Raw genomic sequence first — 24,297 nt, forward strand, 5'->3', positions numbered from 1 at the left:
TAGTTGCCACGTCTCCGTGGACCAGTAATTAGATAGCTGCAATCTTAATGTACACACGGCACATCGCAACGAATCGTTATCCTGATGCGCCCTTTTGAGACGTTAGTGTTTTGAGTTTAACTGCTTGTCCAATAGACTGTTCGAAACTGATAAGACAATAAACGTCATCAGGACGGTAATTACCGCTAATGCCATCCCCTGAGAGGCTTCACCTTGTTCGAAGGATTGATAAATAAATGACGAAATGGTCGTCAGGCCTGAAGGGAGTAATAGTAACGCAACGACTAATTCACGACTAGTGGCGATAAACGACATCGCAAAACTATTGATTAACGCAGGCATTAAAACTGGCACGATGATCTTTAAGAAGATCCGACTAGGTCGTGCTTCAAAAATACGCGCACTATTCAAAAAATTATCGTTAAATTCTTGCAAAGCGGTTGTCATGTATTGGACAGTGGTTGGCAAAAATAAAATAATATCTGCAATAATTAGCACGGTAATGGTGCCATAAAGTTTGGTGAAAGCGAATAATTGTGAGAAGAAAATCATCAAGCTTAGGGCTAACACGACGTTAGGAATTGCCAGTGGTAAAGCGCCTAACAAGTGCAAACTTTGTCGCAGCCATTTTGGGAATCGTTTGGTCAGGCTACCAACACTGATTAAAGTGCCGATGACTAGATTAAAGACGCTGATGACGATGGCTAAACCAAAGGTGTTGAGCAATGCTTTGAAAGCCGGACTATCAAAGCGTAAAAGATTGAGATAGTGTTCTGCAGTCCAATTGCCTATTGCTAACCCGGCACTGCGTTGCTTGAGTAATGATTGGAAAATAATTGAGAGATAAGGAATTCCAATCGCCACAAGCAGTAAACTTCCTACGAATAAACTCGCACCAAGCGTGACGGCCCAGTGTTGATTAATAATTGGCCGATGGTTGTGCGCCATTTGAATTTTAGGCTGTTTCAGTAAAGTCTGTTGTGCGACCCAAGCGAGTAAGGCAAGGCTTAACAAAATTGTCCCGGCTAAGACGCCCCCTTTAAAGTCCAATGGCCACTGACTCAAATCTTTTTGAATGGTGGTCGTCAGGACTTCAAAATGAGCATTACGGCCTAAAGTAGCCGGCGTGCCAAATTCAGCAAGGGTTTTCGTGAAGACTAAGACCCACATCGCTAAATAAGGAACTAACAAGATGGGCAAAGTTACCCGAGTGAGAATTCTGAAACGGGAAACACCGTGTACCAAAGCTGCTTGCGTCCAACGCTGATTGAATTGGGCTAGCGCATTGCGCAGTAATAAGTAGGCAAAAGGATATAAGTGTAAGCTCATAATCAAAATGATCCCAAATGGTGAAAATAACCCCTTAAAACTGAACGCACTGTTGGGAAAAACTTGAGCTAAGAGGCCGTGTGGCTGGAAAAAGTAGATCCAACCCATCGCATTGATATAAGGTGGCGTCATAAATGGGACTAATAGCAACCAATGTAGCCAAGCGACTTGCCCCAATTTCGTGCGTGCCATCACGAAGGCTAATGGCGTTGCAATGAGTGTGGTTCCAATGATTGTCCCAGCGCCGAGCAGTAAACTGTGGCGCAAGCTGGTCATGATTGCTGGTGTCGTTAAACGATGCAATAATTCTGCCGGTTGGCTGCCGAAAAGCGTTTGCCCAATTAAGGCAACTAGTGGGCCAGCAATCAGTAAAGCCAACAGTCCCGCGAAAAGACTGGCCGACCAAGTCCAAATACGGCGATTAGTCATTGCCTAGAACCTGATTGAATTTTTTGACGTTGGCTGCTAGTGCCTTATTCGCATCTTGCCAATTAACGGTATAAGACTTAATTGGTTGATTATTGAGCGGATTTGTCAGTTTATCAGCGGTTCCGGGAATCAAATAACTGCTTTTAAGTTGTTTTTGGACAGTGTCTGTCAACAGGTAGTCAATGAATTTTTTGGCCGCTTCAGCATGTTTCGTTGATTTGAGAATCATAGCGGGTCGTGGGTTAACTAGTGTCCCACTCGTCGGATAAGCAAAGCCGATTTTTTCACCTTTCTTGATGGCGGCAATACTCATATAGTCCACGCCACCAACGACCGCTTTCTTTTGACCGGTAACGACGGCATCTAAGACTTCTTTATTCGCACCACCAATTTCAGCGCCATTTTGCTTCAACTGTTTGAGGTAACTTTGACCGTGCTTCATTTGATAGACATTGATGAAGTCTAGGCTTGAACCGGAAGTTTTAGGGTCAGGAATCGTTAAACTATTCTTATAGGTTGCTCCAGTTAAGTCTGCCCAATCGGTTGGCGCGGTTTTAACTTCTTTTGTATTATAAGTAATCCCGACAGCGGAAGCACTGTAGTTGAAGAGTTGATGCTTACTATCTTTAAATTGTGGATTTAATTTATCACTGTTTTTGGCGTCATAAGTCAGTAACTTTTTGTTCGTTTGGAGGTCAACGCCGGCTGCCATCGAAGCGAGCACGAGCACGTCAGCTTGTGGATTGCTTTCTTCGGCTTTCAACTTGCTCAAAATTTTGCCAGTCGTGCCATCGAAGGTTTTGACTTTAATGCCGGTCTCTTTTTCGAAACCTTTAACGATTTTATCCGATACCGGTTTGGGACCGGCTGCATAGACGGTCAGCGTTTGTGATGTGTTTTTGCTGGCGGTCGCTGTTTTACCTTGATGATTGGCAGCATAGAGACCAGTTCCTAAGGCTAAGATAGCAAGGGTCGAGAGCGTTAAAGCGATTTTCTTTTCCATGAGTTAAGCTCCTAATTAGTTAGAATGAATTGTGGGTCGACAAAAATTTGAGCGGCGTGTGGTTGGCAACTGTTGGCGGTGTTAACGTGCCACTGAGCGGCCGGTAATTGTACTAAGGTGTCAAAGTGACTACCAGCAAAGGTCGAATTGACAATTTGCCCGTCAAAAGCTTGCCAGTCCGACTGTGGCGTTAGACTAACATGTTCTGGTCGGACGCCAGCATGATCATTGATCACATTTAAAGGGCCAATAAAGCTGGCGGCAAATAGATTGATCGGACTTTGATACAGTTCAGTTGCGGTACCCGTCTGGACGATCTGACCGTCTTTAATGAGAACAAGGTGGTCTGAAAGTCGCAAAGCTTCATGACGATCATGGGTCACGAAGATCGCAGTCAAATGGTTACGGTGAATAAGCTCACTGATTTCGAGTTGCAAGGATTCCCGTAATTGTGGATCCAAAGCACTGAGGGCCTCATCGAAAAGAATGATTTTTGGTTGGACCGCCAAGGCACGTGCTAATGAAACACGTTGTTGTTGACCACCAGATAATTCTCCGGGATAACGCTGACCAAAATCGGCGAGGCCAACTTGTGCTAGTGCCCAGTGAACACGATCTTGGACGTCTGACTTGCTCAGCTTAGTTTCGAGGGCAAAAGCGACATTTTTGAATACTGTCATGTGCGGCCAGAGTGCGAAGTCTTGAAAGACCATGGCTAGATCTCGTTTGGCGGGTGCTAGATTGACCTGATGCTCGGCATCAAAGACCACAGTTTGGTCAAAGGTGATCTGACCAGCAGTGGGGGCCTGTAAACCGGCAATCATATTGAGTAAGGTGGACTTACCTGAACCAGAAGGCCCAATTAAGGTCGTGATCTGTTGATCAGGGATATTGAGATTGAGCTGATCAATGACCGTGTTATGGGCATAACTTTTCCGAATATTGCTTAATTTTATTTGAACCACAGTGACGCTCCTTTTAGCTATTCTGCTTGTAATTGTAACGAGCTTTTGGGAGCAAAAAGTATATTTCTGGTAAAGAACGGGTAAAAATTATGTATTTTTACAAAAAAAGACCGCAACTCGATTGAATTGCGGTCTTGAGATTTAAGCTGGTGTGACGACGTAGTTCGCATACCGTTGGGCATCAACAGCATTGAGCTCAACTTTAAGTTGCGTACCATCAGCTAAATAATCGGTTTTTAAAATATTTGCATGGTCGTTCAAGTAGGCGACCACATCCCCATCACTGAATGGAATCAGCAAGGTCGTTGTGACGTAATTTTTGAAAACCTTGCCCTTAATGATCTTGGTCAACAGTTGTAATGACTTCTCATCTTTGGCTGCGTAGATCAATTGATCATCTTGTTGGTTAGGATAGCTGGCTTCGGTCAGATCGGCTTTGTTATAAGCATAGATCATCGGCACATCGTGAACACCGATGGCTTTCAAAGTCGTTTCGGTCGTGGCCATCATTTCTTTGTAATGTGGGTCTGAATAGTCGATTACTTGGATCAATAAGTCAGCGCTGGCTGCTTCCGACAATGTTGAACGGAAGGCGTTGATCAGATTATGTGGCAAGTTGCTAACGAATCCGACCGTATCACTCAATAACAATTGTTTGTTATCAGAGAAGGTGAGTTGGCGGATGCTAGTGTCCAAGGTAGCGAATAACATATCTTTTTCGAAGACTTGTTTATCTTCACCTTTACCAAATAGTCTGACTAGCCCATTCATGGTCGTCGATTTACCAGCGTTGGTGTAACCCACTAAGGCGACGTTTGGTAGGCCAGCTTTTTCACGTTGCGCCCGCCGAACTTCTTCGTCTTTGTTCAATTCTTTGAGTTCGTGTTTGGCATGACTGATACGGTCTTGGATCGTCCGACGATTCAATTCCATTTGAGTTTCACCAGCACCACGGTTAGTATAGCCACCGCCACCACCAGCTGCGGCCCCGGCTTGTTGATCCAGTCGGTTCGCCATACTCGTTCGTAGTCGTGGTAATTGATATTGTAATTGGGCAATCTTAACTTGTAGTTTGGCTTCTTTACTCCGGGCACGATTACCAAAAATTTCGAGGATCAATCCCGTCCGGTCAATGATTTGTAAGCCGGTTTCATTTTCTAAGTTACGCACTTGGCTAGGCGTCAAGTCGGCGTTGATCACCATGATGTTGAGGTCGTTAGCCTCACCCATTTCTTTGATTTCAACGACTTTCCCTTTCCCGAAATAGGTTGCGGGGTTAGGTTTTTCGAGACCTTGGTCGATTCGTAATGCGGCATGCATATTGTTCGCTTCAACTAAGGCTTCGAGTTCAGACATGGCATAGTCGTAGTTAGCGACAGTTTTGGACATGCCGGCGATAATGACATTTTGAACGCTTGGTTCAGACATTCAATCACTCCTGACGTGTTATAGTTGACCTAAGTATAACATGAGTTAATAAAAGTATTATTATATCGGTCTTTAATCCCAGGCGATGTGGGTTGACCGTCCAAACTCAAAATTAATCAGGAAGGTGAGCGAAATGGGGTACGTTTTAGATTTACGAAAAAAGGTTGGTCATCAGCCGTTGGTGGTCGTCGGTGCGGCAGTTATCGCCAAAAACGCGGCCGCTGAAATTTTATTGGTGAAGCGGACGGATAATCACTTGTGGGGCTTGCCAGCCGGCTCAACGGAACCGGGCGAGACCGTTGCCCAAACGGCCCAGCGTGAATTGAAAGAAGAAACTGGTTTGACGGTCGGCACGCTTGAGTTAGTTGAGGTGTTTAGCGGTCCCAAGTTTCACTATCAATATCCGAATGGTGATGTCATTGATAGCGTCACCATCTTATATCAAGCTAGCGTAACGGGCGGCGAACTGGTTACGGCTACCAATGAAACCAGTGCCGCACAATACTTTGCCCCAAACGCTTTGCCAGCGGCGTTAACCCCGCTGACGAAGGCCATGTTAGTGAACTAGCACGCTTGACCACTGGGGTTAAGCGTGCTATATTAGATTGAATTAATTAAACAGAACTGTCACCGGACAGCGTATCGTTCACTTCCATAGGTCATTGCGGAAGTGTACAGGACGCTGTCTTTTTATTTTGAGGAGGAAATGAGCATGACGTGGATTTATTTAGTGGTTGCTGGGGTTTTTGAGGTTTTCTGGGCAACAATGATGAAATTAAGCAACGGTTTTAGTCACTTAGGTTACGCTGCCGCAACGGTAGTTGGGATGATCTTGAGTTTTGGTTTCTTGGCATTAGCCACAAAACACCTACCATTAAGTATTGCATACCCGATTTGGACGGGGATTGGGGCCGTTGGAGCCATCTTAGTTGGTGTGATCTTTTTCAAGGATCAGCTGGCGCCAATCACTTGGCTGTTTGTTGTCATGCTAATCGTGGGAATTATTGGCATTAAAGTGACAGGATAGCCGCTACAAAACAGTGATCGAGATCACTTAAAAGGGACCCGCAATTTTGCAAGTCCCTTTAGTGATTAGTCAGTTAAATCCTTGGCATAACTGACTACTTTAATTTGGTCACCATCAACGTCAATCCGGGTGACACTACCGTTCTTAGGACCGCGAGTAATGTCGATTTCAGGACCAAAGTGTGACACGATACTACGAATGGTAGTCCCGTGACTGACCACTAAGACTTTTTCGTGATTGTCATGGTGGGCTTTCAAGTATTCAAACCCACGATTGACCCGTTGCCAGTAAGTCTGGTTATCCTCAGCTTCGTGGAAGGGGTCAATTTTGCGCATGAGATCCTTAGTTTCTTCAATCGTAACGTGGTCCAATAACTCATGAAGACTGGTGACACCATAATCCTTACCAACGAGCGACCAAGTTCGACTGGAATCATCGCCTTCGTAGTAACCATAAAAGGTTTCGCGAAAACTAGGCAAAGTGGTTAATTCAGCAGTTGCTTTGCCAGCTGCCGCCTTGATTAAGTTGGCCGTATCCATGGCGCGTTTGGAATCACTGGAGTAGTAGTGGGCGAAGACTGTGGGTGCCAATTCATGACCAACCTGTGTTGCGGTGGCTTTACCTTGGTCAGTCAATGGGGAGTCTGACCAGCCTTGCATCCGATTGAATAAATTAAAATACGTCTGGCCATGCCGGACAAAATAAATTGAAAATTGAGACATAATTTGCTCCTTAAATTAAGCGATATGGTCTTTTTTGCCGAAGCAATCCACATGAATGTCATCATCCGAAATGGTGAACTTCGTGACACTGCCATTTTGTGGTCGTGCTGGTGAGGTTAATTGCAGGTATTCTGCCGCAATACTGAAAATAGTATTGCCATGGCTGACGAGTAGTACTTTGTCGCCATCGTGTGATTTAGCACGTAGGTCGGCAATCCCGCCATTGACTCGTTCCCAAAACTCCGCGTTGTTTTCAGCTTGATGGAATGGATCAGCTTCCTTGGCGAAATCCTTGGCTTTATGAATGCCATATTTTTCAATGATATCAGATAGTGTTGGGGCCTGGTGAGGCGCGCCAATCATATACCAAGTTTGCGAAGTATCATCCCCTTCAAAATAACCATAGAAGGCTTCACGGAAAGCAGGCATCGGCGTCACAGCGAGTTCACCGTTGCCACTGTTGGGCAAGATCAACTTGGCCGTGTCCATGGCACGGGTCATGTCACTGGCATAAGCAGCGTCAAAGTGGATACCAGCTAACATTTTACCAGCGTTGCGGGCGTCTTGTTTGCCAACTTCCGTCAACGGTGAATCACACCAGCCTTGCATCCGCCGGTACTTGTTAAAATAAGTTTGACCATGACGAATCATGTAAACTGAAAATGTAGACATTTGGTTTCTCCCTTAAATGAATGATAGTTCTATCTTAGCATATTAGTTAGCCGTTGCTAACGCTTGCCGAATTCGAGGGGCATCTTGTTTACTTCCTGTGAAGATTAATCGGTCACCGTACTGGATCAAAGTACTCCCATTTGGCACAATGATTTTTCGGTTGCGGATGACTTGACTGATCGTAATATCCTTAGCAAATTGCAAATTCTTGATCTGAACATTGGTGTATAAGTGGTTGACGACGCGGACTTCGTAGATACTGTTTTCGGTATCGCGCAGCATCAACAAGGTTGAAGGCGATTCGATCAAGGAACGTAGCAACGTGATATTCGCTTCTGGCGTATTGTACACTTCAATGCCTAAATCACGGAGTTCGTCTTCGTGTTCATTTAAGACGTTCCGGTCCTCAAAGCGCACAATGATCCGTTTGACCCCGTAGTCCTTGGCGGTTTTGGCGAGCGTGTAGTTACGTTCCGCGTCGATATGACCCAATACGAGAATGTCGGTATCAAAGACTCCCTGAGCTTCCAGTTGTTCAGCGGAAAAGTTTTCCATTAACTGGACCGGCGCCTGAGCATGATAAGTCTCGTAATTTTGCGGATGGTTGGTGTACATTTTGACATCATACCAACCTTTCCGTAACTGTTGCGCCACGGGAACGGTACTGAGATTAGCACCGATGAAATGCACCGCCGTCTTAACGAGATCTTCTTTTTCAGCTGAATAAAATTTGTTAAAAATTAACGGTGACACGATACATGTCAGGAGGGCAGCCAACAAGAAGGCACCCGATTGATCACTCGTGATGGTTTTCATTGACTTGGCAACCCGTAAAACCGCTAAGACCATTGTCATGGTGGTAGCGGTCAACGCGGTCCCTGCCACTGCATTAGCTTGTTTGAAGCGTAATTTTAAAATCCAGTAACCGCCCATTTTGGCGACCATGTAAGCAACGAAGAATAACGGAATCAGGAGTAGCGTTTTACCACTAGTCAAGATGGTCCGTAAGTTCAAGTCGACCCCAGTCGAAATAAAGAAGATTGGAATGAAAAAGCCATAACCAATGGAATCTAACCGTTCACGAGTGCTCTCACTGGGTTGTAACAATTTCAAGACGATCCCTGCGACAAAGGCACCTAGAATGTTCTCCGCACCGACCGTTTCAGCGACGGTGACCATCGTGACGATCAAAAAGAAGGCGAGCCGGATGTCGAGTTGGGTGGTCGACTTATTAATATTTTGATAGAAGTTAAAGAACGGCTTGAATCGCAATAATAAGACCGCGGCAACTGCTAAAATTAAAAGTAATAGCCACAAACTCTGTGAATTACTGCCAAAGATTGAGGCATAGAGCGTTAGACCCATCATTGGGACGATTTCCCCAAATACCGAGATCAGGAGAATGGTTTGGCCGAATGCTTTACTGAGTAGTTCTTTTTCCTTTAAAGCCGCAATCACGATCCCTAGTGAAATGGTGCCAAAGAGAATCGTGGCAAGCCAGAAATCACTGAAAAGGCCACTGACTTTAAAAGCGGCGGCAAGTAATAATGACAGGATGATCACGGTACTGTAGGCGTACACGGATAACCGAACCGGTGAGTATTTGGGTAACTTACCGGCTTGCTTTTGTTCAAGTGGTGTCAGGGCCGTGCGCCGTTTCTTAAATAAACTAAAGTCAATTTCCAGTCCGCTTAAAAATAGTAGGACGATGACGCCAATCGTCGATAATTGTGAAATTGACGTGGTCATTTTGACGATATTCAATAGACTGGGTCCGAGCACGATCCCGATGATGATTTCCATGACGGCCGTGGGTAAACTGTTGATCTTGAATTTTGCCATCACTAACGGAATTAGTAAGGCGGCAAATAAAATAATGACTAATGAGACTTGATCCATAATAAATCCTCTCTTTGCTAATAAACCTTGAGTTGGTCGTCATCAAAGCCCCAAAACGCTTCATTGAGCTGTGGGTTGGTGAAGACTTTCAAAATTGGTTCGATGCCTGGGGCCAGTTTGTCTGGTGTCAGGACGCTGAGTGGTTGCCAACTGATGGCACCTTCATAGGACCCGGCAAGCAGCTCGCCATGGTAATCACTCGTCGTGTACAGCGTGCCGAGTGACACATCACCTTGGTCGTTCTCGACCCAAGTGACCGTGCCGACTAATTTTAAGTTGGTGACCGTTAGACCGGTTTCTTCAAGCACTTCGCGTTGCATGGCGTGAATTTGCGATTCGCCGGGGTCAACGTGGCCACCGGGAAAGGTCAACCCGGTCCATTTGGCATCAATCTTATTTTCGACGATCACTTCGTGTGTCTCAGGATTCATAATCAAGCACATGTTGACGAGTTCGGCCCGGACAGTCCGGTCATGGGTTTCATGCGCATCTTTAGTAGCGAGCCAATCACTGGCTTTGCCATTGAGACTGGTGACAAAATCAGTCTTGGCGGCGTAGTAGTCGTCTGTCGTCAGCGCAATTTTACGCACCGCTGTATATTTGCGACTATCTGTGCGATGCGCGTTCACGTAGTCTCGGAAATTGATGACCGTTTGATAGGCGTGAGCGTCCGTGAAAAGCAGTAGATTGAAGGCTTGATCGTGCCAAGTTAGACGATAAGTAGCTGTTCTGACTGACTGGAGCACAAATTCAGCTCTGAGCGCCGTTAGCGCGGGCACTGAATCCTTGACTAACAACGCGAGGTCGATGACCGGTTGTGCCGGAATTTTAGGCATCGCGGTACTGCCGACATGACTACAGTTGATCAAATTAGAACCAAGTTGTGATTGGAGCGATTGTTGAAAGACAGTCGCCATTTTTTGCCAAGTAGGTTGGTAACTGACGAGCGATTGGATTGTCATAAACTGGACACCTCCGTGAGTTTGCTTCTATGAAAGGATACACTTTTTGCAAGTTTAATGAAAGAATTTGCCGATGGTGAAAAATGCAATTGTCCCTGAATTTACGGAATTAAAAGTGTCCCCAGGTGAATCAATGGTGGGGATAGACATTCTAAAAAATCAGAAGTGATGCATAACTGTTTCTCACTGAAAACAGTTGTGATATGTTTTAAGCAAGGACGATGTGAAATTGAAATGAGTAAACTGGCCACTCCAGCAGAAATCAACACGATTCTTGAGCAGATTAAGGGCATGACAAGTCAGTGGCGACTTTCACCTAGACCGAAGAATATCGAATTATTACAGGAGTTAGGCCTTTCAAAAGAAGATGTCTTTGCAGAAATCACCAAAATGATCACTTGGCAGGACTATCTTACTGGGCCGGAGCGCGATAATCATCGTGTTGCCATTCCAGGCGAAATTTGGGTATTTGGGACTGTGTTGTATCAGCTCCCGTGTTACTTGAAATTTCAAAATCGACCAACGGGTGTCATTGTGTGGATTTCAATTCATCGTGCTAAGTAGCCATTTAATTATCCATATCGGTGATTCTTAACTGTTAGTGACCATTATAGGAGTAAATAATAATGAAAACGCAAACCAAAGAATTTTATAATATTGAAAAAGATAAGCGTGAGTGGTACACAAAAGTAGTCAGACTGGAGCGGGTTAAAGTAAAAGATGTCGATGACCTATTGATCAATGCGAATTATTGGCGAGATTCAGACGGAGATATTTGGTTGAATCCTGAAGACCCGATGGAGAATGTACGAGCAAGTTTTACGGAATATCGTCAGGTCAAGCATTATATGCAACCACTTGAAATTAAGCAATTACGTCAAAAATTACAACTCTCGCTTAATAAATTTGCCAGAATGTTAGGTATGGGTCCCTCATCATTGTCACAAATTGAAAATAATTTAAAGTTGCAAAATAAAGAACAAGATGTTTTGTTTAAGAGTATTCGTAATGAATATGAAGCAACTGGTGAAGTACAATCTTTGGCTGTCAAAAAAGATCCAATTTCGCAGTTATTTCTTGATGGTATGGGGCGTATTAAGGGAACCTGTACAACGACGGATTATGATAGTGGTGAGTTATTTTCCAATCGGCTTAATCAATTTCAGTTGGCTTGTCTTGAGGAAGTGTCAGCGTAATGAGTGTGCTAAATTTTAATGGTTATACGGTCAAAAAAATGACTTATGAAAGAAATCCTGAGTTCAAAAAAAGCAAAACTCAATTCAAAATGTCGCCTAAACTTGCAGCTAACCAGCATATAGATGGCAACCGGATTCAAATCGAATTGAATATTAGGGTTGGTTCGAAAACTGAAACTCAATTACCTTTCAGTGCGATGGTCGAAATTGAAGGTAGTTTTGACTACCATCCTGATGAAGATAAGACCTCTAAGGGGATTACAACATTTGTCAGAGATAATGCGGTGGCAATCTTATATCCGTATGCTCGCGCGTTAATCGCACAACTGACGTTATCTTCCAATGAGTTTCCTGGATATAATTTGCCAACAATCAATGTCCCTGAAGCTTTGAAGCTGTCTGACTTAGCCGCAAAAAGTTAAGTTGTGTGTTATTGGCAGCATTTAATCTTGTGGCTGATAAACCAGTTATGCGCGCTTTTGTCGGCCAATTTTGAAAATTTTCAAGTTGTTAATGAAAAGGATGGTTGATATCCGCCCATACAGGGCATCAGTTATCAACCATCCTTTTATTTCCAAAAAAATAACTGCCAATCGACAGTTATTTGTGAGGCTTAATTTTAAGCAACTGGGTGACGACGTAAAGCTTTAAACAAGGTAATCGCAGCGGCTGGAATTAACGCGCAGGCCAAGATACCTAGGAAGAATAATGATAAGTGGGTCTGCACGAAACTGATAGAGCCGAAGAAGTAGCCGAGTGAGCAACCCACTGCGACCCAGACACCGACCCCAATTAAGTTCCAGAAAGCGAATGACTTTTGTTTCATTTGTGAGGCACCGGCGCTCAAGGGGACAAAGGTCCGAATCAGTGGCACGAAGCGGCCAAACATGACGGCTTTAGAACCATACTTAGCGAAAAAGTGTTGTGCTTTAAGTTGTTTATCTTGTGGCAAATGGCGTTGTAGCCACGGCAATTTGATTAAATGCCGGCCAATTTCAAAGTTGACCGTATCACCGATCACTGCGGCAGCAAAGAAGACCGGAACCAAGACCTGAATATCTAAGCTGGTATGGGTTGCCGCCATTGTGCTGGCGAGAAAGATTAGCGATTCACCGGGTAAGAATGGGAAAATCACCATCCCAGTTTCGAGGAAGATGACGGCAAATAGCGTGATATAGCTCCAGTTACCTAACGTGGTTAAAATGGGAACGATGAAGTCCTCCAAATGAGTTAGGATTTCGATTAAATTGGCCAACGGCGCCACCTCCAATAAAGTTAAATCTAGTTTAATCGGATTTAAGGACAAATACTAGTGTAAGCGATAACATTTTTGCTGAATTAAACGAATCGTAACTTTGATAACGGAATGTTCATACTTTCTTAACTAAAACTGTGAAATTAAACGATTTAACAGGTTATTGATTGAGTCGTCTGGCGGATAGTGATAAGATTGTTTATCGAGTTTTAGGAATGGAGGACGCTGATGGCTAAGTCGATTAAAGCTTCAGAACAACAACATCTTGATTATGTGGTTGATAAGATTCGAGTCGAGGAAACGAAACAGAGTGAGACGATTCAACGCTCCGAAAACGATCAAGCCGATATTAAGCAAAACTTTTATAATGACGTCAATATTAAGACCGATAGTTATGAAGGCATGATGGAAACAGGATTGTCCGTCCGTCAACAGCAACAAATGTTGGATGAACGGCAGAATAGCTGGCAACATGCAACGAAACAGCTGTCGACCTTGAAAAAGTTGGAAAAGAATGCTTATTTTGCGCGTCTTGATTTTCATGAGGCGGGTGAACCGGCGACCGAAACCATTTATATTGGTCTGAGTTCATTTTCGGATAGCCCCGATCATTTTCTCATCTATGACTGGCGGGCGCCGATTTCGAGCATCTATTATGATGGTGGTCTCGGCAACGTCACTTACCAGACGCCAGATGGCTTACAGTCGGTCGATGTGCAACTCAAACGGCAATTGATGATTGAAGATGGCACGATCGTGACTGTCTACGATACGGATGAGGCCGTGGGAGATTCCATGTTGCTCGAAGTGTTGGATGAAAAATCTGACGTTAAGATGAAGAGCATCGTCACGACCATCCAGAAGGAACAAAACACGATCATTCGTGATACGAGTTCGGACCTCTTATTCGTCCAAGGTGCTGCGGGATCAGGGAAAACATCGTCGGTCCTGCAACGGGTGGCGTATCTCTTATACCGTTATCGGGGTAATTTAACCGCGGGGCAAGTGATCCTGTTCTCACCTAACCAATTGTTCAACGATTACATCAACCAAGTGCTGCCCGAATTAGGCGAACAAAATATGGTGCAGATGACGTACTACCAATACGCATCGTACCGGTTGCCACGGATGCAAGTGGAAACTTTGCAACAACGTTTTGAAACTGAAAACACGCCTACGATGGCTAAGATTACGAAGCTTGAAGGTAGCTTAGCCTTTTTCAAAGCGGTCACGGCATACGGGCATCATTTGGAAGCGGCCGACATGCGGTTCCGTAATATCATGTTGAACGATGAAGTCTTGATTCCACGGGCTAAAATTAAAGAAATTTACTATTCATTTAATGAAAACTACCATTTAGGGAACCGATTATCGGCGACTAAGGAAGAATTGATTAAAATCTTGAACCGCAAAGTTGCAGCTGAAATGCGGACTAAGTGGGTTGAAGAGACCGTTCAAGATTTGTCCAAAGAAGAATTAAACGATATGTATGGCAACCAACCGCGCGAATTCAAGAATGGCGACGAAGAGTTCAAGTTCTTGGCGCGTAAAATTGTGATGCAACGTTTAGGGATTGCGCGGACTCAAATCGTGCGGAATCGTTTCTTGAGCATTAACATGCAATACGCACACTTCCTGCGTCAAGTGCCGGAAATCCTGAATTTGGAAAAGTATGGGATTTCTCAGGATGACTGGGATCAGGCGGTTGAGGCGAAGTTAGCGGCGATTAAGCAACGGCACATTTCGTTAACGACCGTTTCGGCCTACATGTATTTGCATGATTTGATGACTGGCAAGAAGGGACAACGAGATATTCGCTTCGTCTTCTTAGATGAAATTCAAGATTACAACGCCTTTCAATTGGCATTCTTGAAATTCAGCTTCCCAAATGCGCGCTTTACGATGCTGGGGGACTTGAATCAGGCTATCTTCACCAAAGAAAACAGTCATACCTTGATTGGTGAACTGGAAACGTTGTTCGATCCGGAAAAGACCCGCGTTGTCCAATTGACGAAGTCCTACCGTTCAACACAACAAATCACCGACTTTACGAAGGAAATCCTCGTTAATGGGGAAGCCGTCACGGCGTTTGATCGCCAAGGTGACTTGCCAAACCTTGCCGTCACAGCTGATTTTGAGCAAGCCGTTGACCAAGTTGTGAAGCAACTCGCGGCCAACGATTCTGACCGTGATACGACTGCGATTATTGGGAAAACCTTGGCTGAAAGCGAACGATTGACCGAAGCGTTAAAGGCCCGTGGCGAACATGTGACCTTAATTCGGACAGAAAATCAGCGTTTGGCTCCCGGTATCATCGTGGTACCGTCATTCTTAGCTAAAGGGCTGGAATTCGATGCGGTGATTGTTTGGAATGCGGATCGTGATAATTATCAACGCGAAGATGAGCGGCAATTGCTCTACACCATTTGTTCACGCGCGATGCACGAATTGACGGTGATTGCGATTGGTGAATTGACACCGTTACTTTCACGGGTGAACTCAGATTTGTATACGATTAATGAAATGACTGTTTAAATTTTGACTGACATTTTCTGAAAATTTGTGGTATGCTACAAACACTAATAAATATTCGTGCGTATAATTGATCAGCGCGACAACTGTTAACTCAGCTGTCGTGCTGATTTTTTTCGCCGTGAAAAGGAGTTTTTACTTTATGGAATTTGTTAAACGATTACCACAGAACTTGAAAGAAACAATTATTTTTATGGCGGTGGTGTCAATCATCTCAGTTAATCTGATTGCGCCAGTGATTACTGGTTTGGAAGTTGGGTTTTCACTCGAGCATTGGGTGATGGTTCTACGTCAATTGCCGTTACTTTGGTTGAGTGTGATTATCTTGGTGGTCCTCACCCAACAACCGGCTGCTAAATTAGCGGGCTACTTTTTGGGCAAACAACCCAGTTTTCGTGCGGCAATGCTGGTGACTGCAATGTGTAATGTCTTCTTGATGTCACTGGTGTTAACGATTTTGGGGACGTGGATTGGGACTGGGCATGTCACGCTCGCACCGATTGTGCACTTTGCCAGCAAATGGCCCCGTAATTATACGATTGCCTTGATCGTGGAAGCCTTTATTGCCCAGCCGATTGCACGTTGTGTGATGGCATGGTTGCATCGAGATAATCCGGTTACTGTCGAAGATTAATTACGTTAAGTTTTATGCTATAATTACCCCATTAATTTAATGATGGTGGCAGATAAATTATGGAAGAGCAATTGAATTATTATCGCTTCTCACGGGAGCAATGGAAACGATTCTATCGCGGTGGTCACGTGCCATTGACCGCCGAAAATCTACATGAAATTAAAGCGTTCAATGATCAAATCAGCATCGATGACGTTCGCGAGATTTATTTACCCGTGGCGCATTTACTCCAGGCTAAGTTTGAACACTACTTATCCTGGCGCGAGACAGAATCGGTCTTTTTGCAACGACAAAATAAACAATCACCCTTTATTATCGGCGTTTCTGGGAGTGTGGCGGTCGGCAAAACGACGACGGCACGGTTACTGGAAATATTATTTAAATATTTATATCCAGATCGGCGCACGCAACTGATTACGACGGATGGTTTCTTATATTCGAACGCTGAGTTAAAGCAGCGCCATTTGATGGAACGCAAGGGCTTTCCAGAAAGTTATGATATGCCACGGTTGATTCAGTTCTTAAATGATGTTAAAAGTGGCAAACCGATTGCTAAGTCGCCGGTGTATTCACATCAAACTTACGATATTGTGGCTAATCGGTATAATGTGATCACACATCCCGATATTTTGATTATCGAAGGAATCAACGTGTTACAACTGCCGACCAATCAGCATATTTATATTAGTGATTTTACTGACTTTTCAGTCTATGTTGATGCGGACGCTGATTTAGTTGAAACATGGTATCTCGACCGCTTTGAAGCGTTGATGAAGACGGCGTTTCAGGACCCACAGAATTACTTTTATCCTTGGGCAATCGGAGACCATGCGGATGCCATTGCGATGGCTAAACGGGTCTGGCAAGACGTGGACTTGAAAAACTTGAATGATTATATCTTGCCAACTAGAAATCGTGCGGATTTAATTTTGCACAAGGTTGCGCATCATTTGATTGACGCGGTCTATTTCCGCAAGTATTAAACCACTAAGAAATTTCTCATAGTTGTTGACCGACCGTTGAGAAATCAGTATGATAGAGCTATTGAACTACAATTAATCCAAAGGAGTGAACAACTTGGCAAAAACGGACACCGCGTCATTCGACTCAATTCTTGTGTTGGATTTTGGGAGTCAATATAACCAATTGATTACCCGGCGCATTCGTGATTTCGGTGTTTATTCGGAATTACTTCCGAATAAGATCACCGCTGATGAAATCAAAGCCCGCCACCCAAAGGGAATTATTTTCTCTGGTGGGCCGAATAGTGTTTACGATGACGGCGCCTTTCGGGTTGATCCTGAAATCTTCAAGCTAGGAATTCCTATCTTGGGGATTTGTTATGGGATGCAGCTGATGACTTACTCACTCGAAGGTGGGCAAGTGGAATCCGCTGATAACCGCGAATATGGGAAGGCCAACATCACGGTCACTAGCGATAACGCAACCTTATTCAAAGATACGCCGAAAGAACAATCAGTTTGGATGAGCCATGGTGACTTGGTTACCCAAGCTCCCGATGGTTTTGACGTGGTCGCAACCTCAAAGAACTGTCCCATCGCTGCGATTCAAGACGTTGACCGTAAGCTGTATGGGATTCAATTCCATGCGGAAGTACGGAACACGGATTATGGTAACGATATTTTACGGCATTTCGCGTTTGATGTTTGCCAAGCTGAAGCCAACTGGTCAATGGATGATTTCATTGACATGCAAATTGAAAAAATTCGCGCTGAAGTTGGGGACAAAAAAGTCTTGCTCGGCCTTTCTGGTGGGGTAGACTCTAGTGTTGTCGGTGTCTTGTTACACAAGGCAATTGGCACGCAATTGACGAGTATTTTCGTTGATCATGGTCTGTTGCGTAAAGGTGAAGCTGACCAAGTAATGGCTAGTTTGGAAGGTAAATTCGGTCTGAACATCATTAAAGTTGATGCTAAAGACCGGTTTATGAGCAAATTAGCCGGTGTCAGTGATCCCGAAACGAAACGGAAGATCATTGGTAACGAATTTATCCAAGTCTTCGATGAAGAAGCAACCAAATTAAATGGGATGGAATTCTTAGCGCAAGGGACGTTGTACACCGATGTCATCGAAAGTGGCACTTCCACGGCGCAAACGATTAAATCTCATCATAACGTTGGTGGCTTGCCAAAAGACATGCAATTTAAGCTGATCGAACCTTTGCGGACCTTATTTAAAGATGAAGCCCGTGAATTAGGTGAAAAGCTTGGCATGCCTTCAGCGCTTGTTTGGCGTCAACCATTCCCAGGTCCTGGTTTAGGGATTCGGGTGATTGGTGAAATTACCGAAGATAAGCTGAAAATTGTCCGCGATAGTGATTACATCTTACGAGATGAAATCAAGAAGGCCGGCTTGGATCGCGAAATCTGGCAATATTTCACGGTATTACCAGGATTCAAGTCAGTTGGTGTCATGGGTGATGGTCGAACTTACGACTACACCGTTGGCATTCGAGCCGTAACGTCCATTGATGGCATGACTGCCGACTTTGCGCGGATTCCTTGGGATGTTCTACAGAAGATCTCGGTGCGGATCGTCAATGAAGTCGATCACGTTAACCGTATCGTGTACGATGTTACGAGTAAGCCGCCTTCGACTATTGAGTGGGAATAAAGCGCTAAATGAATTAAATTGAACTTTCCCCGATGAACTACCTTGAGTGGAAAAAGCATCAAAAAAAATATATACGAAGATGCTTACCGAACGTCATCGTCTATCCTCACTGGAATATTGAATTCTAGTGAGGATTTTTATGATGAGTGCGGTTTAGACCTGTTGTGTATGTTATTTTCAATTTTGATTGGATCATTTATGAAGCAAAATAATGGTCAAGTGACGACCGCAAATGCAAAAAGCTTGGGCTCAACCCCACATTCAATATTTGGCTTAAATTCTATACTAGCAAAGAAAAATGTCTTTGCGGAACCAATATGTCAAAATTATATTTGTGCAGAGTGGAATAATGATTGGAGGAAAAACAAATGAACGGTCAAGATAGATATGAAGAGCAAACTGCGGTTCAAGCTCTAGTTAAAAGGCACCCAAAAAAATTTGCGTCAGCGTACTTGCCTAAGGAAGATATGCCAGACATCCAAGTTAATAATGCCAGCATAGGTGTTGAAGTCGTGATTGGAGTTAAGACTAATATTACACGCGTTCTTTTTATGAATAAACAACCAGGAAAGCGACAAATTGATAATCCTATTGAAGCTTTGAGGCGTATGGGTATTCAATTTTATCATCCCAATCTGGAAGGTAGCAGTATGCAACCGATTCTGCCGAATGCTTTTTGGGATTCAGGAAATAATATTCAAGTGGTCATTCAGTCGAAAGTACAGAAAGCACGTAAGTATACTAAACTTTCAGAAAATGATTTGTTTATCCATGTGATTGATTCCAAGGATGAAGTTGTAAAAACTGTAGAGGCAATTTCTACTATTTCTGATATGCCATTTGATTATATTTATTTGTGGGATGGGTTCGATTTGATCGAAATTAAGACAGCAGACGGAACATCAATCGTGTATTGAAGAGCTTATATGCTACAGTATCTTCACTGTGTAGTCCATGGTGAGAATAGCGCTTAAACACGCTAAAAATTTAATCAGGGATACTGCAATAATTGGTAGGGGAAAGTATGTTTAAAAATAAGGGAGATAGACTGGAATCATTGATCCAGTATTTCTATCAAGAATTATCAAAACTTTCGAATAAAAATATTAAAGTTAAAACTAAATATGATATAGATGGAAAGTCGGGTACAACTCATAACATTGATGTGTATTATCAGTTTGAGTTGAACGGAATAATTCATAGAGTAATATTTGAGTGTAAGAATTGGAAAAATAAAGTGTCAAAAGATAAAGTATTGACATTGAAAGCAATAATTGATGATATTCCCAATTCAGTGGGCGTTATGGTAGCTCCAAAGGGTTATCAAAGTGGTACACAAACTTTTGCTGAGCATCATGGCATCAAATTGATATCTGGAAGTGAGCAATCGTTACTTGCAATCGTTGTTCAAAGTAAATTAAGCGTCGTTTTACCTGACGAAACAGTCATTGGAGAACCATTCTATTGTTTAATGGAGAAAGATAACAACGGAGAATTAACGGGAAACTATATTCAAAACGGTGATGAAAGCGGAAAATTCTTTCTTATCTTGTATTTTTCAAAAAAGGAAGCGAGAGAGAGTAGAACAGATTTGAAATCAGTGGTGAGAGGAATAGATAAAAATCATCTTACGATATTGTGTGAGTACAGCGAGCATCTTGGACTAAAATTGGCTATCAAGCAATTTGTGAGTACAGAGGCTTTGGGTGTAGATGCTAATCTGTTAAAGAATTATTTTCTTTGAGAGAGTGTCTAAAAATATAACTAATTACGTTTGGTGCTCAATTTATTTCAAAGTAAATGTGTTGTTCCATGATGAAAATATATTTTTAGTTTATCTTTATTATTGATAAGTTAACGTGTAATGTTAGGCTTGAAATGTTTATCTTGAGTCCGCTTAAGCCTTGTTACAATTGATGATGGCTATGGATGAAAATCCAAGAAAAAGTGTCGATAATCCGCAGTTCAGGTCACTCATCGTATTAGTTTTGGGATGTTCAAAGGGTCCAACTGTATTCAAAATATTAAAAACTGGTTCAATATGTCGACGTTGTATCATGTAATAGATCTACTACTGCTTTACGATCATTTTACTGATGTCAGTGTCAATTCCAATTAACAATGTAGCTGGTATCAGTCATCGCAACATGTAACTTGAATCCCGTAGTAGTAAGTCCACTCGGTTGCGTTATAACATATATCAACAATAAAACTTTGGCTTGGTTGTTGCGACAATCGGAAACTAGGATGATAGGTGTACTGTCAGTGATTTTATAAATTGCTGATGTTTGTAGTAATCGAGCATCCAAATACAAATCGACTTCAAAGCGTTTGTGAGGTATAGGAATAACGACTGTAGTGTGTCCTTTCAGGTATGGACATTTAGAGACCACCAAATTCTGAAGAAATTGAGCTTCAGATAGCTAGTGTCGTTTAACCCTGCCAACATACAGGCAATAATTACGATATTGCTAATTAGCAGTTGATGCTAACCACAATGTAATCAGAAAGACCTATGTAATTTGGCATAAAATGTTTGAATAGTTTTACGAATTTTATGACAGAAGCTTAAATTAGATTAAATTGGTTGGATTAAATTTTGCAATGATTTTAGGAAAAACTAACATTTGCGATTTTTTTGATACCTCAGAAGTTACCGCAAATGTGGTCTTTTGCACATCATGGGACTGATTCTTGCCGTTTAGTTATTCAATTATTACAAATCTAGCACTACGCGTTAGAGAAAGGTAAAATTAATGAGAATTTTAAATGTAATTGACCATATCTTAGATAAGGACTCCGGCAATGTCGTGTTGTCGCAAAAAGAGATTGCTAAGGATAACCTTGAAATTACCAAGTACGTTGAAAAAGTCATTGATAAGTTTGAAAAAAGCGAATATGTGGAGTTGGATTTATCCCGGATTCCGATGCTCGAACAATTTTGGAACGATCGTGATGATTTTCAGCAACTGACAGAAAAGTTTGCGCGGGATTATTTCGATAGTATCAAGGTTAATGAAAAGATTCCGGGTGGTGACTTATTATTTTTTAACGTTGAGCTAGATGATTTAAGCCAAGTAATCGGGATTGCTAAGTTAGACTATACCCAACGCTATATTCATAATGTAGAGTATGACGATGATGTTTTGGTTAACAATATCGTTCAAAACAACAGTATTTTGCCGTCTCCCGGTCAAGGTGTCAAAAACATGATCTTGATTGATGCGGATAAAGTCCAACTTCGTGAACAATCATACACTGGCACTAGTGGCAAATGGCTGATGTCTAGGGACTTTCTTAACGTTGCAGCGGTGCCTGCTAAAGTTTCGAATAACGTTAAACAAATTAAGAAGTCGATTCAAAAGATTTCTGAGAAGTATGATGACGAAGATGACTTTGCCGTCACGTCTAAGACGCAACAAGCGATTCATGAAAGTCTTGAAATGGATGGCGTCATTGATAATGACTATATTGCTGATATGGTCTTCGATAAGAAAGAAGAAGCTAAGGCAGAATTTAAAGATGAATTAGCTAAAAAAGCCATTGAACCAGTCGTTACCGTTCCAAACGCGAACTATTTTGAAAAGAAGTACGAGCATCAAAAAATCAAACTGGATAACGGTATTGAAATCAATGTTCCAATTAGTTTGTTGAAGAATCGGGATGCGATTGAGTTTGAGACGAATCCAGATGGGAGCACTTCGGTAGTAATTAAAAATATTGGCAGTTTGAAGAGTAACTTTTAGGGATGTAAATCAATTGCAATTGTGGAATTTGAGTGATAAAACTAGGGTCTGTTTAAAAATATTTATTTTAGGTATAATCTTTGTAAAAACGAATTGAGGTTTTACAAAGATTATACCTAAACATTATGGGCTTGAAAATGATTAGTGGGAACGTATTGCCCCATTATTTCCACCATACCGAACTGGACGTCCATCCAAAATTGATGACCGAACTGCCTTTAACGCCATTCTCTGGGTTATGCGCAGTGGTGATTTACCGGAACGGTACGGCGCTTGGCAAACGGTCTATAGTCGTTTCCACCTTTGGGTTGAATCTGGGTTCTTCGAACGTATCTTTGAAGCACTCATCGATGATCCAGATATGGAAAACCTTAGTTTAGATTCGACGATTGTTCGAGCTCATCAAAAAGCAACTGGTGCAAAAAAGCGCCAAATGTTTGGTCTAAGCAATCCGGGTCGCATTTTACTAACAGGCGGTCAAGTCCATGATAGTCGTGCAGCTCAAACTTTACTGGCATCATTGGATATATCTGAATCAAACGTCATTGCGTACAAAGCCTATGGAACCGCCAAGTTACGGCAATATATCACGGCAGAATCAGGGGCTTACACGATTCCGCCAAAAGAGAATGCCAAAAATAAATGGCATGTGATTATTGCGTTTATTTTGAGCGCCATTTGATTGAAAATTTCTTTAACCTATTAAGGAACTATCGACGAATAGCAACTCGTTATGATAAATTAGCGCATGTCTTTTTATCAGCGATGTATGTTGACTCGATTTGTATCTTACTCAAGTAGTTTTCAAACAGATCCTAGATTTAAACAATAGTTATGTTACGATTCTTAAGAAACTAATATTAAGTGACAAGATGTATGAACAATTGGTTTCCAAATTGATATTTTCAGAAGATAATCCAAACGATCATATTGGTAACGAAAGGTGATTAGAATTCAATGACAGAACAAGATGTGTCATGGTCGGGTGACATTTCAGAAACCCGCATTCGTGAGCATATGCCTGAAGTGCTCGACATTTTGTTGATTGATCGGACAAAATCAACCGCCAAAAAGGATCAGAATATTATTTGGGCGAATGATAATTACATTCAATTTGGAGCTAGGGCATACGCCCCAGAAGCGCCGATAAAGCCGGAATTGGTCACAGGGGTAATGGATAGTATTATCATGCCGCGTGCACTGAAGTCCAGTAGGTTGCAAAAGAAGCGAACCAAGGCCAAGGCTGAAGTATTTACGCCAACATGGATCGTTAAAAAGCAGAATGACGCCGTTGATGAAAACTATGCTGGTGATGATCTTGAAGCTTATATGAATCGGACGTGGTTAGAGATTACTTGCGGTGAAGCACCATATATGGTTAGTCGCTATGATATGGACACTGGCGATGAGATTCCATTGCCTGATCGTGTAGGATTTGTTGATCGTAAACTTCGCCGAATTAATGCTGAAGTCGATGACCAAGTGACGTGGCAATCACTTGTAGAAGCTGCGTATAAGGCAAGCTATGGCTTCGAATGGAACGGTGATTCATTGCTGCTAGCCCGTGAGAACTTACTCTATACGTACCGGGACTATTTCATGGCGAAGTGGGGTATTGAGCCAGACACAGAACAACTGAAGACTGTTGCAGAGATCATAAGCTACAATCTTTTCCAGATGGATGGCTTTAAGTTCGCTGTGCCGCTCAGCGAAACCCAGGTAAAGGTTTCTCAACAGGAAATTTCTTTGTTCGATGATCCAGAAGACATTCAAGAAAAATGGATCACTAAGCCTGGCAGGCGGGTCAAGGTTATGAATTGGAGTAAGAATAAGATGGAATTCTTTGATAAAGGGGTCGCGTGAC

Annotated in this window: 22 protein-coding genes and 1 pseudogene; 14 read left to right on the forward strand and 9 right to left on the reverse strand. The window is 42.8% G+C overall.

All coding sequences use genetic code 11. From position 1 onward, the window contains the following. Positions 1 to 102: 102 nt before the first annotated feature. From RA086_RS03610 to hflX, 4 genes are all read right to left on the reverse strand, one after another. The gene (locus tag RA086_RS03610; protein ID WP_308702545.1) at positions 103 to 1,758 is read right to left on the reverse strand and encodes an ABC transporter permease; all 1,656 of its coding nucleotides are present in this window, start codon (positions 1,756 to 1,758) and stop codon (positions 103 to 105) included. Beyond that, positions 1,751 to 2,761: an extracellular solute-binding protein gene (locus RA086_RS03615; RefSeq protein WP_308702546.1), complete on the reverse strand. Its 1,011-nt coding sequence runs from the start codon at positions 2,759 to 2,761 to the stop codon at positions 1,751 to 1,753. The genes RA086_RS03610 and RA086_RS03615 overlap by 8 nt, the downstream gene beginning before the upstream one ends. 11 nt (positions 2,762 to 2,772) lie before the next feature. After that, the gene (locus RA086_RS03620) at positions 2,773 to 3,726 is read right to left on the reverse strand and encodes an ABC transporter ATP-binding protein (RefSeq protein WP_308702547.1); all 954 of its coding nucleotides are present in this window, start codon (positions 3,724 to 3,726) and stop codon (positions 2,773 to 2,775) included. Positions 3,727 to 3,867: 141 nt separating this feature from the next. After that, a complete protein-coding gene (gene hflX, locus RA086_RS03625) occupies positions 3,868 to 5,154 on the reverse strand; it encodes a GTPase HflX (protein WP_308702548.1) in 1,287 nt (428 codons plus the stop codon). 133 nt (positions 5,155 to 5,287) lie between these two features. Between hflX and RA086_RS03630 the strand changes: the two genes are divergently transcribed. Next, positions 5,288 to 5,722, forward strand: coding sequence for an NUDIX hydrolase (locus RA086_RS03630; RefSeq protein ID WP_308702549.1), 435 nt, complete (start codon positions 5,288 to 5,290; stop codon positions 5,720 to 5,722). A 144-nt stretch (positions 5,723 to 5,866) separates the two neighbouring features. Next, a complete protein-coding gene (locus RA086_RS03635; RefSeq protein ID WP_308702550.1) occupies positions 5,867 to 6,181 on the forward strand; it encodes a DMT family transporter in 315 nt (104 codons plus the stop codon). 65 nt (positions 6,182 to 6,246) lie between these two features. Here the strand turns inward: RA086_RS03635 and RA086_RS03640 are convergent, their stop codons facing one another. The 4 genes from RA086_RS03640 to RA086_RS03655 are packed head-to-tail and all read right to left on the reverse strand — an operon-like array spanning position 6,247 to position 10,436. Continuing rightward, complete coding sequence (locus tag RA086_RS03640) at positions 6,247 to 6,903, reverse strand: histidine phosphatase family protein (protein WP_308702551.1); 657 nt, start codon at positions 6,901 to 6,903, stop codon at positions 6,247 to 6,249. A gap of 15 nt (positions 6,904 to 6,918) precedes the next feature. Then, complete coding sequence (locus RA086_RS03645; RefSeq protein WP_308702552.1) at positions 6,919 to 7,575, reverse strand: histidine phosphatase family protein; 657 nt, start codon at positions 7,573 to 7,575, stop codon at positions 6,919 to 6,921. A gap of 42 nt (positions 7,576 to 7,617) precedes the next feature. Then, positions 7,618 to 9,474 carry a cation:proton antiporter domain-containing protein gene (locus RA086_RS03650; protein ID WP_308702553.1) on the reverse strand — a complete coding sequence of 619 codons (1,857 nt, stop codon included), beginning with the start codon at positions 9,472 to 9,474 and terminating at the stop codon, positions 7,618 to 7,620. Between the two features lie 17 nt (positions 9,475 to 9,491). Beyond that, complete coding sequence (locus tag RA086_RS03655; protein ID WP_308702554.1) at positions 9,492 to 10,436, reverse strand: GrpB family protein; 945 nt, start codon at positions 10,434 to 10,436, stop codon at positions 9,492 to 9,494. Between the two features lie 234 nt (positions 10,437 to 10,670). Between RA086_RS03655 and RA086_RS03660 the strand changes: the two genes are divergently transcribed. From RA086_RS03660 to RA086_RS03670, 3 genes are all read left to right on the forward strand, one after another. Beyond that, complete coding sequence (locus tag RA086_RS03660; RefSeq protein ID WP_308702555.1) at positions 10,671 to 11,000, forward strand: hypothetical protein; 330 nt, start codon at positions 10,671 to 10,673, stop codon at positions 10,998 to 11,000. Between the two features lie 62 nt (positions 11,001 to 11,062). Next, positions 11,063 to 11,632, forward strand: a complete 570-nt coding sequence (locus tag RA086_RS03665; protein WP_308702556.1) for a helix-turn-helix domain-containing protein — start codon at positions 11,063 to 11,065, stop codon at positions 11,630 to 11,632. Continuing rightward, on the forward strand, positions 11,632 to 12,054 hold the full coding sequence (locus tag RA086_RS03670; RefSeq protein ID WP_308702557.1) for a protein-export chaperone SecB: 423 nt from the start codon (positions 11,632 to 11,634) through the stop codon (positions 12,052 to 12,054). Before RA086_RS03665 ends, RA086_RS03670 begins: the two co-directional genes overlap by 1 nt. Before the next feature lie 197 nt (positions 12,055 to 12,251). On the opposite strand, the gene RA086_RS03675 is transcribed toward RA086_RS03670, so the two are convergent. After that, positions 12,252 to 12,887 carry a DedA family protein gene (locus RA086_RS03675; protein WP_308702558.1) on the reverse strand — a complete coding sequence of 212 codons (636 nt, stop codon included), beginning with the start codon at positions 12,885 to 12,887 and terminating at the stop codon, positions 12,252 to 12,254. Positions 12,888 to 13,115: 228 nt separating this feature from the next. Here RA086_RS03675 and helD point away from each other — a divergent pair, with 228 nt between their 5' ends. From helD to RA086_RS03720, 9 genes and pseudogenes are all read left to right on the forward strand, one after another. After that, positions 13,116 to 15,422, forward strand: a complete 2,307-nt coding sequence (helD, locus tag RA086_RS03680) for an RNA polymerase recycling motor HelD (RefSeq protein ID WP_308702559.1) — start codon at positions 13,116 to 13,118, stop codon at positions 15,420 to 15,422. A 139-nt stretch (positions 15,423 to 15,561) separates the two neighbouring features. Then, positions 15,562 to 16,053 carry a hypothetical protein gene (locus tag RA086_RS03685; RefSeq protein ID WP_308702560.1) on the forward strand — a complete coding sequence of 164 codons (492 nt, stop codon included), beginning with the start codon at positions 15,562 to 15,564 and terminating at the stop codon, positions 16,051 to 16,053. Positions 16,054 to 16,112: 59 nt separating this feature from the next. Beyond that, a complete protein-coding gene (gene coaA, locus RA086_RS03690; protein WP_308702561.1) occupies positions 16,113 to 17,036 on the forward strand; it encodes a type I pantothenate kinase in 924 nt (307 codons plus the stop codon). 94 nt (positions 17,037 to 17,130) lie between these two features. Then, positions 17,131 to 18,687 carry a glutamine-hydrolyzing GMP synthase gene (gene guaA, locus RA086_RS03695; RefSeq protein ID WP_308702562.1) on the forward strand — a complete coding sequence of 519 codons (1,557 nt, stop codon included), beginning with the start codon at positions 17,131 to 17,133 and terminating at the stop codon, positions 18,685 to 18,687. Between the two features lie 368 nt (positions 18,688 to 19,055). Next, the gene (locus tag RA086_RS03700; protein ID WP_308702563.1) at positions 19,056 to 19,604 is read left to right on the forward strand and encodes a hypothetical protein; all 549 of its coding nucleotides are present in this window, start codon (positions 19,056 to 19,058) and stop codon (positions 19,602 to 19,604) included. 107 nt (positions 19,605 to 19,711) lie between these two features. Then, positions 19,712 to 20,431, forward strand: a complete 720-nt coding sequence (locus RA086_RS03705) for a restriction endonuclease (RefSeq protein ID WP_308702564.1) — start codon at positions 19,712 to 19,714, stop codon at positions 20,429 to 20,431. A gap of 1,012 nt (positions 20,432 to 21,443) precedes the next feature. Further along, a complete protein-coding gene (locus tag RA086_RS03710) occupies positions 21,444 to 22,433 on the forward strand; it encodes a nucleoid-associated protein (RefSeq protein WP_308702565.1) in 990 nt (329 codons plus the stop codon). 154 nt (positions 22,434 to 22,587) lie between these two features. Beyond that, positions 22,588 to 23,234 (forward strand): annotated as a pseudogene (locus RA086_RS03715) (IS5 family transposase). Between the two features lie 156 nt (positions 23,235 to 23,390). Continuing rightward, positions 23,391 to 24,296 (forward strand): restriction endonuclease, encoded by a 906-nt coding sequence (locus RA086_RS03720; RefSeq protein WP_308702566.1) that lies wholly within the window; start codon positions 23,391 to 23,393, stop codon positions 24,294 to 24,296. Position 24,297: the final 1 nt, after the last annotated feature.

The sequence above is a fragment of the Lactiplantibacillus brownii genome, from assembly GCF_031085375.1.
In the GTDB taxonomy this organism is placed as follows: domain Bacteria; phylum Bacillota; class Bacilli; order Lactobacillales; family Lactobacillaceae; genus Lactiplantibacillus; species Lactiplantibacillus brownii.

Excerpts from the sequence above, each read along its gene's own strand:
- RA086_RS03665 (WP_308702556.1), top strand. The coding sequence starts at position 11,063 with ATGAAAACGCAAACCAAAGAATTTTATAATATTGAAAAAGATAAGCGT.
- RA086_RS03660 (WP_308702555.1), top strand. The coding sequence starts at position 10,671 with ATGAGTAAACTGGCCACTCCAGCAGAAATCAACACGATTCTTGAGCAG.
- RA086_RS03615 (WP_308702546.1), bottom strand. The coding sequence starts at position 2,761 with ATGGAAAAGAAAATCGCTTTAACGCTCTCGACCCTTGCTATCTTAGCC.
- RA086_RS03630 (WP_308702549.1), top strand. The coding sequence starts at position 5,288 with ATGGGGTACGTTTTAGATTTACGAAAAAAGGTTGGTCATCAGCCGTTG.
- RA086_RS03645 (WP_308702552.1), bottom strand. The coding sequence starts at position 7,575 with ATGTCTACATTTTCAGTTTACATGATTCGTCATGGTCAAACTTATTTT.
- RA086_RS03655 (WP_308702554.1), bottom strand. The coding sequence starts at position 10,436 with ATGACAATCCAATCGCTCGTCAGTTACCAACCTACTTGGCAAAAAATG.
- helD (WP_308702559.1), top strand. The coding sequence starts at position 13,116 with ATGGCTAAGTCGATTAAAGCTTCAGAACAACAACATCTTGATTATGTG.
- coaA (WP_308702561.1), top strand. The coding sequence starts at position 16,113 with ATGGAAGAGCAATTGAATTATTATCGCTTCTCACGGGAGCAATGGAAA.
- RA086_RS03640 (WP_308702551.1), bottom strand. The coding sequence starts at position 6,903 with ATGTCTCAATTTTCAATTTATTTTGTCCGGCATGGCCAGACGTATTTT.
- RA086_RS03720 (WP_308702566.1), top strand. The coding sequence starts at position 23,391 with ATGACAGAACAAGATGTGTCATGGTCGGGTGACATTTCAGAAACCCGC.
- RA086_RS03710 (WP_308702565.1), top strand. The coding sequence starts at position 21,444 with ATGAGAATTTTAAATGTAATTGACCATATCTTAGATAAGGACTCCGGC.
- RA086_RS03705 (WP_308702564.1), top strand. The coding sequence starts at position 19,712 with ATGTTTAAAAATAAGGGAGATAGACTGGAATCATTGATCCAGTATTTC.
- RA086_RS03635 (WP_308702550.1), top strand. The coding sequence starts at position 5,867 with ATGACGTGGATTTATTTAGTGGTTGCTGGGGTTTTTGAGGTTTTCTGG.
- RA086_RS03610 (WP_308702545.1), bottom strand. The coding sequence starts at position 1,758 with ATGACTAATCGCCGTATTTGGACTTGGTCGGCCAGTCTTTTCGCGGGA.
- RA086_RS03670 (WP_308702557.1), top strand. The coding sequence starts at position 11,632 with ATGAGTGTGCTAAATTTTAATGGTTATACGGTCAAAAAAATGACTTAT.
- hflX (WP_308702548.1), bottom strand. The coding sequence starts at position 5,154 with ATGTCTGAACCAAGCGTTCAAAATGTCATTATCGCCGGCATGTCCAAA.
- RA086_RS03700 (WP_308702563.1), top strand. The coding sequence starts at position 19,056 with ATGAACGGTCAAGATAGATATGAAGAGCAAACTGCGGTTCAAGCTCTA.
- RA086_RS03650 (WP_308702553.1), bottom strand. The coding sequence starts at position 9,474 with ATGGATCAAGTCTCATTAGTCATTATTTTATTTGCCGCCTTACTAATT.
- RA086_RS03685 (WP_308702560.1), top strand. The coding sequence starts at position 15,562 with ATGGAATTTGTTAAACGATTACCACAGAACTTGAAAGAAACAATTATT.